This window comes from Brevibacillus sp. MS2.2 (assembly GCF_013284345.1).
GTDB classification, from domain to species: domain Bacteria; phylum Bacillota; class Bacilli; order Brevibacillales; family Brevibacillaceae; genus Brevibacillus; species Brevibacillus brevis_C.
Genome location: NZ_JABSUZ010000048.1, coordinates 1 through 12,445, shown reverse-complemented (window position 1 = coordinate 12,445; position 12,445 = coordinate 1). Strand labels below are relative to the sequence as shown.

The following is a 12,445-nucleotide window of genomic DNA, read 5'->3' as shown; positions in this document are numbered from 1 at the left end:
GGCAATTGTTCGAAAAAACTCTAAGCGGTGATAGATGATGGATAAATTGAAGAAGTATATTTACGAGCTGGTTGCAGCCAAGAAACTATCGGCCAAAGAAGCGACGGAATACATCGTGAGCCTGCAAAAAGCGAACGAAGCATTGAGCGATGAGGTCGCGATTATCGGCATATCTGGACGATTTCCTAAGGCGAATACAGTGCAGGAGTTTTGGGAAAATATTCGCGCGGGAAGAGAATGCCTGGATGATTTTCCTGTCCATCGCTTGGAAGATGGACGGGCCCTATTTTCCGATCAGCGATTTGATCACAAGCGCTTTAAAAAAGGCGGCTATTTGGATGAAATCAGTTTCTTCGATGCAGACATGTTTCGCATATCACCGAAGGAAGCTATGTCCATGGAGCCTTATCAACGAATCATGCTGGAACTTGCCTATGAGACCTTACTCAATGCCGGTTATGAGACACGGGATATCATAGGATCAAAGACAGGCGTATTTATCGGAAAAGATCATGTCACAGGGATTGAATACCGTAATTATGTGAGCCCGGATATTTTTAGCTTGACCGGCTCGTGGCCAGGGATATTAGCAAGCCGAATCTCGTATGCCTATAACCTGAAAGGACCGAGCGTTGTCTTTGATACGTCGTGTTCTTCCGGGTTGGTAGGCGTTCATTTTGCTTGCGAATCTTTGCGTAGAAATGAATGTGAGATGGCATTTGTAGGCGGCATCAGCGGCCTTTTCTATTTTCCTCCAATCAAGGAGGACGGATCACTGGATCAAGTTGAATCCGCCGAAGAAATGATTTGTGCGTTTGACAAAGATGCAAAGGGCACTGTATGGGGCGAGGGTGGCGGAGGGCTGCTTCTGAAGCCGTTGTCCAAGGCGCTCGCAGACAACGACATGATTTACGCGATCATAAAAGGCAGCGGGATCAACAACAACGGACTCTCCAAAGGTATTACGGCTCCAAATGGGGAGGCGCAGGAAGAGCTTCTGAAAAGCGTGTGGAAGCAAGCGCAGATCGATCCTGAGACCATTCGGTACATTGAAGCCCACGGGACAGGTACCGTGTTAGGGGATTCCATCGAATTGCAATCCATTATGAATGCCTTTCAATCCTTTACGACCAAAAAACAGTTTTGTGGTGTGGGCTCAGTCAAAACGAACATTGGGCATTTGGTTGGGGCTTCGGGGATTGTCTCTCTGATCAAAGCGGTAATGATGCTGAAACATGGAGAAATCCCGCCTTCGCTTCATTTTCAAACACCCAGCCCTTACATTGACTTGGCAAACTCAGCTTTATTCGTCAATGATGTGCGAACAAAATTGGAGCAAAAGGATTATCCAACTCGGATCGGGATTAACTCGTTTGGATTTAGTGGGACCAATTGCCATATTCTGATCGAGGAACCACAAAGACTCGTACGTCAAAGCTACCACGGGCAAGACAGCTATATGCTGGTTTTATCGGCAAGTAGTGAGCAGAAACTGCTGGAGTCGGTCAAGGAGTACCAACAGTTTTTATTGGCAAACCGTAACGTACACTTGAGCGATCTGTGCTTTACAGCAAGCACTTCCCGTAATCATTACACCCACCGAGTATCGATTATTTTCCACAGCTACCAAGATCTTTTGGTGAAATTGAACGGGATGAAAGCAGTAAACCGTGTATCCGAATGGAGTGAAAATCCTGACATTGGCTACCAGATGCATGAGGTAGTGCCGGACAATAAGCAGGCCGTAGAGCCGTGGGAAATCCGGGAAGGTGAGAAAAAGTTTTTAGACAGACAAGCAAACGAAGCAATCAAGGAACTGATCGAGAAGAATGTGGACGAAAAGCTGATCTGGGGACAGGTTGCACAACTTTACATGAAGGGTGCTAGTATTGACTGGACAAAGCTTTATCGAGGAGGTCATAAGCTGCCTCTGCCTGGAAATATACTGGAGCGGCAAAAATTTTGGCCGGTTGAAGCAAAGCCAAAGAAAATGGAAGAAGACCTTTATTATAAGTCTGTCTGGATGGAAGAAACCCTTCCTACCTCTGACCTCCATCAGGAAACGGATGACAATACGATTTTGCTGATTGTCGATGAGAAGGATACGGCCAAGTGGCACCCGCATTTATTTGAAAAACTGCAAGCAAAGCGATTGATCATGGTAGAGATAGGAACACACTCTTTGCAAGTGACCCATGATCACTTCAAAGTCGCGCGTACGTATGAGGATATAGCTGGATTCTGCGCTCAGCTCGATATTTCGTCACTGGATCAGATTCTCTTTATGGCTCCGACTACCCATGATCTGTCTGAGTCGTGGATAGAATTTCAATCGTCCATGAATCAAACAGCCGGGTCTTTGCTACTTTTTACCAAAGCGCTGCACATGACTGGAAAGCTGACAAAAGAAATAGATGTTGCTTTAATCACGCAGAATGCACAAGCAGTGCAGATGGCCGTTGCGATCTGCAATCCTTTTCACCATATGCTCGTCGGACTGGGGAAATCCATTCGCCAGGAGAACTTCTGCCTGAATATACGCAATATTGATTGCAGCTCTGACAACTTGGAGTTGGATCTTCTATTAGCCGAAATTCAGCGAAAAAGCACATGTTACTCGGTGGCGTTGCGTCAAGGCCGCCGTTATATCGAGGTTATTCAAAAAGCAGATGTCTCAGGCACACAAGAAGATGAAATAACAATCGGAGCAGGCGATGTCTTCTTAATCACCGGTGGGTTGGGCCAACTAGGAACAGAAGTTTGCAAGTATCTGAGCCAAAAAAACAAAGTAAAGCTGATCGTACTAGGAAGGACAATGCTTCCGGACAAAGAGGCATGGCCAACCATTATTCGAGAACAGTCGGACAAAGATTTGGTTAATAAAATGAATGCGATACTTGCCGTTGAGGCTTTGGGGTCCGTGCTTGACTATCAATGTGTGGACATATGCAACGAATCAGAAATGAAACGTTTGGTTCAGAACATTCAGGAGACACATGGGCAGCTTAATGGAATTATTCATTGTGCGGGGGTTGGAGTTGGCGACATAGAAGATTTTGGTATGAGCGAGCAAGAATTTGAACGAAGACATGCCGTGAAAACGTATGGAAGCTGGCTGTTATACACGCTCACGAAAGAGATGAACAAAGGCTTTACCATGTTCTTTTCGTCTGCTGTTTCTGTCACGGGGGGACGGGGTTCCCTTAGTTATGCCACAGGGAATGCCTTTTTGGACGGATTGGCTGAAGCAATCAAGCGACAGGGGAAAAAAGTCATCTCTATCAACTGGGCTACGTGGGAAACGACTGCTTCCAAGCTCTCCATGCAAGAAGAGAGACACGTTTTCCGTTTTCTGTCTACGCATCAGGCCTTGCAAGCACTCGATCATATTCTCCACAGGCAAATGTTCCGGACAATCGTCGGCAAACTTAATCATGCCAATGAGCTGTTGGAGCTCGAACTCGTATGGCCATTCCGTTTGGCAGATGAAGTGAAGCAAGAATTGTTCAAGGAGACTGCAAAACCGGGACGCGTTATCACTGCCACATCTGTGACACTCAAGGAGAAGGACGGATATACAGCGACCCAAAAAGAGTTGGCGCAATTATGGGCGGAGGTTCTTGGGCTAACCGCTATCAGCTTGTTCGACACTTTCCATCAATTGGGGGGTGATTCGATCCACGCTGCACAACTGTATAAACAGTGGAACGAGAAATACCCAGGCACGCTTCATGTAGCAGATATCTACATGTACCCAACTATTTATGAAATGGCCAATTACTTGGATAGCAAAAAGACCCCGCAGTCTACTGAGCTAACGATTGAATCAATCCTGGAAGGGTACAAGCAGAGTAGGTACTCGAAGGATGAGACAAAGAGATTATTGGCAGAATGGAATACGTTATCAACGGGGCAGTCTATACAGTCCGGACAAAATGACGAATACGCGATTATCGGATATGCATGTAAATTTCCACAGGCAGAGAATGCAGAGCAATTTTGGACAAATTTAACTTCGGGTATCAATGCTGTACGACCGTTTCCAGCCTCCAGAAGAAAAGATACGGATCAGTATCTAACCGAAGACCAAGCATACTGCCAAGGCGGTTATCTGGAGAATATCGATAGCTTTGATTCAAGCTTTTTCCATATTGCTCCCAAAGAGGCAGAATTGATGGACCCTGAACAACGCCTCCTTTTGGAGAATGTGTATGAGGCCATTGAGAACAGCGGTCTTGGCGGGAAAAATCTTTTTGGAACCGAAACGGGTGTTTACATCGGTAAGGATACGACCGGACGCAATGAATACAACAACATGATCGACATTCAGCATCCATTGAAAGTAACTTCTGGATCGACTGGCATTCTCGCAAGTCGGATCGCGTACTTCCTGAATTTAAATGGTCCCTGCTTGGTTGTGGATACAGCATGCTCCTCCAGTCTGGCCGCCATGTGCTTGGCCACGCAAGCGTTGAAGCAGGGACAAATTGATGTGGCTATTGTTGCGGGGGTTTCATTGGCGTATCTTCCTACACAGCACAATCCCCTGATTGATTCTGCAGACGAAACAATTCGTCCTTTTGATGCCGGAGCAAACGGAACCATGTGGGGAGAAGGAGTAGGTACCATCGTGCTGAAGCGCTTGGATCAGGCTGTACAGGATAAGCACGTGATACATGCTGTTGTCAAAGGCTCCGCCATGAATAATAACGGAGCATCAAACGGAATCACTGCACCAAATGCGGACGCGCAGGAAAAAGCATTGGTAGAGGCATGGAGGACAGCCAATATCGATCCCGAAACGATTTCGTATATCGAAGCGCATGCCACTGGAACCAAATTGGGTGACCCGATTGAAATGAAGGGTATTTTCAATGCCTTCCGTAGATTTACGAATAAAAAGCAATTTTGCGGTGTAGGCACGGTAAAAGCCAACATCGGTCACTTGGTGGGGGCCTCGGGGATGGCTTCCGTCATAAAGATGATTCTGGCTTTTAAATATAAGCAATTGCCCCCGGTAGCACACTTTAAGCATCCGAATCCGTTCATCGAATTTGCGGATTCTCCTATTTTTGTCAATGACAAGCTACAGGAGTGGAACGTATCAGGCACACCGCGCAGATGCGGAATCAGTTCCTTTGGGTTTAGTGGGACGAATTGCCATATTCTGTTGGAAGAACCCCCTCCCTCTGCTGTGGAGAACGTAGGCAATCAAGGCTGGAACCTTCTGACTTTGTCGGCGAAAACGAAATCGGCTTTACGTGCACTGATCAGCCGCTACACCAAATATCTCAACACGACGAAGACAGTCGATTCCCAAAATCTATGCTATACAGCCAACACAACTCGTGGACACTATGAGCACCGGGTGGCCATCCTCTTTAAGCACCAGGCCGAACTCCGGGAAAAATGCAGATCCTTGGATGGGAAAGGGCTTGAAAATACGAACGGAGCAGAGGAAGGAATCTATTACAAGGTGAGCCAAGTCATCCTAGACCAAAATGACCAGTGTGAAAACGGGTTGCTAGAGGAAGAAAAATTAAAACGGAACGCGATTGCGGAAAGAACCATTCAGCAGTATTTAGCAAATGACTCTGCTTTCACACTTCAAAGCCTGCAAAACATCGCCGTGATGTACACAGATGGGGCAGATATCAACTGGCATAGCCTTTATCCGAGAGAGCAGCATCAAATCATCGAATTGCCAGCTTATTCGTATGATTCGGTTCGTCATTGGATTGGGACACAGAAACAAGAAAGCTCTAAGCAAAAGGACACCTATTATCACTTACGGTGGATACGCGACGACAAAGAGCCATTGAAGCAAGTAGGCAAAAGCAACGGAACCTGGCTGTTTTTGGGAGGAACTGGGCAATGGAGTCAGTCAATGCTCCAAGAGATAAGAGAGCGTAAAATCGATCTTATCGAGGTTAGTTCTGGTCCAGCCTTTCAAAAATTCAGTGATCATCACTACCAGATCGGCTCGAAAGAAGATTATCCAGTCTTGCTGAAGGAGCTGATGAACCGAAACATCCGAAACATTATCCACTGCATGAGCGTGGTAGATGAGGAGATTGAGTGTGCAGAAGACTTACATGCACTAGAGAACAAGGGAGTTTACAGCTTCTATCATTTTGTATGTGAAATGCTAAACCAGTCGTACAATCAGCAAATCAATCTTTATGTCATTGGCGACCATACTTTCTCGCTGACCAAGCATGAATCGATCCTGAAGCCTCATCACGCTGTACTGTTTGGAATGGCAAAAGTAATACCGCAGGAGTATTCACAGTTGAAATGCCGATGCATCGATATCGATAGCGATACTTCCCCAGCGACTATCTGGAAAGAAATTTGTGCAGACAAAGAAGACTTCCAGGTGGCGTATCGGCATAATGTCCGGTACATCGAACATTTGGAAGAACAGATGCTGGGCAATACAGAGCTCCAGGACATAGCCATCAAGGAAAACGGCGTCTATCTGGTTACGGGTGGACTCGGCGATATTGGACTGAAGGTTGCTCAGTATCTCAGTACGAAAAAATCGGTTCACTTATGCTTGCTCGGAAGAAACGTATTGCCTCCGCGAGAGCAATGGACTGACATTGTCCGAGATCAGTCCCATTCCAAAGTGGCTAGCCAAATAGATATAATCCGCAGAATAGAGAAAAATGGGTCCAGTGTAGAAGTATATGCGGTTGATATTGCCAATGAGAGCAAGTTGGCAGATGTTTTGGATACTATCCGCCATCAGCACGGAGCTATCCATGGTCTATTCCACTGCGCCGGGGTGGCAGGCGAAGGTTTACTGATCAACAAAGAACATGCACAGATGAAGCAAGTGCTAGATCCAAAAGTCATCGGTACCTGGTTGCTGGACCGTTACACTCAGAGAGATCAGCTCGACTTTTTCGTTATGTTTTCATCTGTCACTAGTCTGTTGGGCGGGATCGGACAGGCTGATTATACGGCTGCCAATGCCTATTTGGACGTTTTTAGTGAGTACAGGCAAGCCAAAGGTCAAAGAAGCATAACCATCAATTGGCCTGCATGGAACGATACTGGCATGGCGGCGAAATATCGTATCAAGAAAGAGGCTTCTCCGTTTCATGGCATCCATCCGGATCAAGCAATCGACATTTTGGATGCAATTTTAGCGCGAAAGGTCCCTCGCGTCATCGTCGGTGAAATGAACGAAGCGCATTTCCGCACGCACAGCTATCACTTGCCTTTTACCATCTCACCAGGAATCAGGAGAATGGTCACACAGCCTGTTGCATTCGAGATAATTGAAGAGCAGCAGATTGTACCCATGCTGAAAGGCAGAAATAATCACAGATACAGCGATATCGAGACCCAACTAGCCTCTATTTGGCAAAAAGTATTGGGAATACCGGAAGCGAATGTGTACCAGTCTTTTCAAGAGGCAGGAGGAAACTCCATTCTGGCGACAAGTCTCGTAAAAGAAATCGATCAGTTGTACCCTGGCCGTATCAACATTGCAACGTTGTTTGCCTATCCTTCCATTGCGAAAATGGCTGAATATCTCGAGAACAAACCGAGTCAATACGAACCGTCCCAGAAAAATGGCGAGGTCCAGAGCGAGAACATCCCTTTGCAGGACAAGGTTGCCGACTTTATCAAGGGTGATATTTCAATGGAGAATATATTGGACTACTTAGACAAGAAAGAGTGGGGAGAAGAAGATGAGTAGCCGAAAAGAGATGAATGACAGCATTTTGCAGCTACTGAAATCTGGACATCTCAATCAGGATATGGCACTTTCCATTCTGGAAAAGCTGAATCGCAATCCAGAGCGAAAGTATCAGCAGGATATTGCTGTGATTGGAATGGCCTGCCGCTTCCCCGGAGCAAACAACCCCCAGCAGTTTTGGGACAATCTAGTCCAAGGGGTTAATAGCATAGGGTATTTTCCAGAAGAACGATTGCAGGACTTATCTGGCTTTATTCCAGAATTGGAAGAGTTGCTAGCGAGCTCCAATCATCAAGCTGGCTACCTCGATCAAATTTCCCGATTCGATCACCCTTTTTTCCATATCGGACATAAAGAAGCGATGGCAATGGAACCGTATCAGCGACTTTTTCTGGAGACCGCCTATCATGCAATCGAGGACGCAGGATACGGGGGAGCCAAACTGAAACATTCCAACACGGGAGTATTTGTGGGACTGGAGACAGCCTATCAATCCCATTATCGTTCCCTGTTGCAAAACGAGGATATTTCTTCCCTCGTCGGTTCCTTAGTAGGACTTTTGTCCAATCGAATCTCTTATTTTCTAGACTTACGCGGGCCTGCTTTCGTTCTCAATACGGCATGCTCATCGGGCCTTGTGGCCTTACACCAGGCATGCACGGCATTGGCGAATAAGGAATGCGAAATGGCGCTGGTCGGTGGCGTGAATATGATGGTGATTCCACAGGTTACCGGGAAGCTGAATGATTTGGAGACTTCTGACGGAAGAGTGAAGGCGTTTGACAAAAATGCGGACGGAACGATTTGGAGCGAGGGAATGACTGCTCTGATGCTCAAACCGTTAGGGAGGGCAAGGGAGGATCGTGACCCGATCTATGCGGTGATCAAGGGAAGCGGCGTCAATGCAGATGGCGCTTCCAACGGATTAACGGCCCCCAATCCAGAAGCGGAGACCCAATTGTTTATCCGTACGTGGGAAAAAGCGAAAATTGATCCGTTGTCCATCTCCTATATTGAAGCGCATGGTACAGGTACTTTATTGGGGGATTCCATTGAATTGCAGGCGATCAACGATGCTTTTCGAAAATATACGTCGGAAACGCACGTTTGCGGGATTGGGTCAGTCAAGACAAACATTGGACATACCGTTGCGGCCTCAGGGTTAGCATCGCTGATAAAGGTCACGCTTGCTCTCAAACATAAGAAAATCCCTGCCACCCTGCATTATCAGTCTCCGAATCCTTTTGTCGATCCCGAAAACTCGGCAGTCGAGATCGTTACCGAGCTGAGAGACTGGAAGCGGGAAGATAGCTTGCTCCGAGCAGGTGTCAACTCTTTTGGTTTCAGTGGTACCAATTGCCACGTCATTCTAGAAGAGGCTCCCGAACTAGACCGGCCAGAGACGGAGCTTTTGCCGCCTTTTCATCTCTTAACGATTTCAGCCAATAGCCTAAACTCACTCGATGCGTTGATTAAAGCCTACAATTCCTATTTGCAAGCACATGAATCCATTGATCTTGAAGACCTTTGCTACACAGCGAACACTGGCAGAGGCCAATATGAGAACAGAGTCGCGCTGGTGTTCAGTTCAAGAGACGAACTGATGCAGCAATTGCTACAAGTAGATTTATCGAGACAAGACTTAGCGAAGGAAAAAGGAATCTATATTCACGTAGGAACTGAAGTCAACCGTGACGTCAGCTCTCGTACAAACCTTTCTGCTATTGGAGACTTAACAGAGATTGGAAGAGAGAATTTCCAGACAAGAGCATCGCTTGAAAGGCTAGCAGAGCAATACGTTCACGGAATGTCGATCCCTTGGGAGACCCTGTACCGTGAGCAGCGGCAAAAGTTGAACTTGCCTGTTTATCCATTTGATCCAATCAAAGTCTGGCCGGTAGTGGACAACAAAGCGAGTGTCCGCTTACCGTTAGAATCAGGCAAAGCGGATACGACCGAAGCGTTATCAGCAGGAGATCATGCCCTTTATCACAGCATTCAGTGGGTGCCACTGGCCCCATTGTCTTCACAAGCGGAAAAGAAGGAAAATGTGCTAGTTATTACGGATTCTACCGATTGGGGTAACGATTTAGCCGATATTATCGCTTCGCGGAGTATGCATATGGTGCATGCCCGATTGGCGACAGCCTACAGCAGGGTGAACGCCTCGCAGTATGGTCTTACCGTTTCCGAAGCGGATTTTGACCAGCTTATCCGTGATACAGGACAGCTAGCACTGAGCAAAGTCATCTTTGCCGCCGGGAATGCATCCGTCTCCGAAAGTGCTGGGGACAGCCTGCATGCGCTGTTTTATCTGGCAAAGGCACTGGTGAAAAATCAATTTAACCCCCTCGAGATTGTACTGGTAGGAAAAAACGCCCAGCGGGTCCTCCCCGTCGATCAAGTAGTCCATCCGCATTTTGCAGCCCTATTCGGATTGGGAAAAGTCATTCGGGAAGAGTATAGCGGGCTTCATTGCAAGTGTATCGACTTTGATGAGGGAACACTTGTCAGCGATGTCGTGTCAGAAGCACTAGGAAATGCCGAGCATTATCAAATCGCGCTTCGTTCGGGAGACAGATACCATCCCCAACTCACACCGTTGGACTTGCCGGCAGTAGATGAGGGTGGCATTCGCTTCAAGGATCAAGGGGTGTATGTCATTACAGGTGGCACCGGGGGAATTGGTCTGGAGCTTGCAAAGAATATTGCTCTGCAATACAAAGTAAAGCTGATCCTACTCAGCCGTACAAAATTACCCCAGCGTACATCGTGGGACGAGTTCAGCCAGCAAGATCAAGTAGGAAGTCTACTTCACCATCTGAAAAGCTTGGAGAGCAATGGTTCTGAGGTATATACATACAGCGCTGATGTAGCCAACCTGGACGAAATTGCCCCGGTCATCCGCGACATTTATCGTATCCATGGCAAAATTGACGGCATCATCCATGCAGCTGGCTTACCGGGAAGCGGCATGCTGATTGAAAAGGATGGAACAGCTTTTTCTGCTGGGGTCTCGGCCAAAATCAGCGGTACTCAAAATCTCTATATGCCAACCCTCGAGAATCCGCCCGATTTTCTCGTTTTGTTCTCTTCGATCGCATCTGTGGTCGGAGGAATTTACTTAGGGGATTATGTGGCGGCTAATTCCTACTTGGATGCTTTTTCCGGGATATCGAGTTCGCCTACACGGATCATGACCATCAATTGGACAACCTGGATGAATACTGGTATGGCGAAAAATGCAGGTACCAACCTCGATGTTGCTTTTCGCTCTCTCACATCTCGTCGAGCGATCAAAGCATTCGAGCAGGTCATCCAAAAAAATCTGTCCAACGTCGTGGTTGGGGAAATCAACACGGACAATGACATGTTCTGGAACAATTCGTTGCCGATAACATTAGCGCCATCGATTCGAGAGAGAATCAAGTCGCCAGAAGTTGAAATAAAAGTACAGATGACGGGAAGAACGAATGACGCTTATACCGATATCGAAAATCAGATTGCACATATTTGGGGAAACATCTTCCGGCTGCCAACCATTGATATTCACGATCAGTTCTATGATTTAGGTGGCACCTCTATCATGGGCATCAAGATCGCCAACCGGATCAATGAAGAGTGCCAGGTAACCTTGACGGTTCAGGATGTGTTTACGTATTTGACCATTCCGGCATTGGCCGAGTTTGTGCAACAAAAGCAACAGGAAAAGAGCGGTGGGGGAACTCAGCTTAGAAGGGAGGCCTCCATAGAAAAAAGCGTCATGCCGCTGTCGCATGCCCAAAGGCGAATATGGTTTTTGCAAAAGATGAATCCTGATCTCGTTGCCTACAACTTACCCTTTATCCGCACCTACGACATGGCGATTGACGTTGCGCTTTTAGAGCGGGCTGTCTCGTACCTGGCTGCAAGGCATCTGTTATTGCGCACAAGATTTACACTCCAAGACGGAATTCCGGTTCAGGTAGCGCTACCTGAGTATCACCCTACTATCCAGGTTATTGACTTATCCGAACAATCGGATCAAGAGCTTTTACTGGAAAAAAACATCTATACCCAAAAAATGAAGCCGTTCGATTTAGAATCTCCTCCTTACCGCATCTATCTCTACCAGCTTGGCAAGGAGAGGTTTTGCCTCTACGTCAATTTCCACCATATTTTAACGGACGGCTGGAGCATAGATATTTTTTACCGGGAACTATTCGGCATTTACCAATCGTTCTTGCATCAGCAACCCCCAAGACTGGCCGAAGCGAAGCACGATTACTTTGATTGGATCATGGAACAAAAAGAATGGGAGAACAGCAAGGAGTTTGTCGAGCACGAAAATTACTGGCTAAGAGAGCTGGCCAAGCCATTGCCGACTTTGCATTTGCCCACTGACAAAAAACGACCGTCCGTCCAAACATACAACGGCAGCTATCATAAATTCGAGATTAGCGGGGAGCTTTATAAAAAGCTCAAAAAACACGTCGAGAATCAGCAGATTACGTATAACAATTTCTTGCTAAGCGCCTACTTCCTGTTGTTGCACAAGCTGTCTCAGGACCAGGACATTATTGTCGGTGTGCCTGCTGCTGGAAGAAATCAAAAGAAATGGGAAGAGGTAGTAGGGATCTTTATCAACACCTTGTGTATTCGTGTTCCGTTTCATGAGATCTCCAGTTTTTCTCAGTTACAAAATACCGTGCAGCAAAAAATTTGGTCAGCGATCGACAAAGCACAATACCC

Annotated in this window: 2 protein-coding genes; both read left to right on the top strand. The window is 46.8% G+C overall.

Annotation, left to right across the window (positions count from 1 at the left end):
• Positions 1-34 precede the first annotated feature (34 nt).
• Positions 35-7,714, top strand: a complete 7,680-nt coding sequence (locus tag HP568_RS26985) for an SDR family NAD(P)-dependent oxidoreductase (RefSeq protein WP_254551559.1) — start codon at positions 35-37, stop codon at positions 7,712-7,714.
• The coding region (locus HP568_RS26980; RefSeq protein WP_173630717.1) for an SDR family NAD(P)-dependent oxidoreductase at positions 7,707-12,445 on the top strand (4,739 nt) is incomplete at its 3' end. The genes HP568_RS26985 and HP568_RS26980, both read left to right, overlap by 8 nt.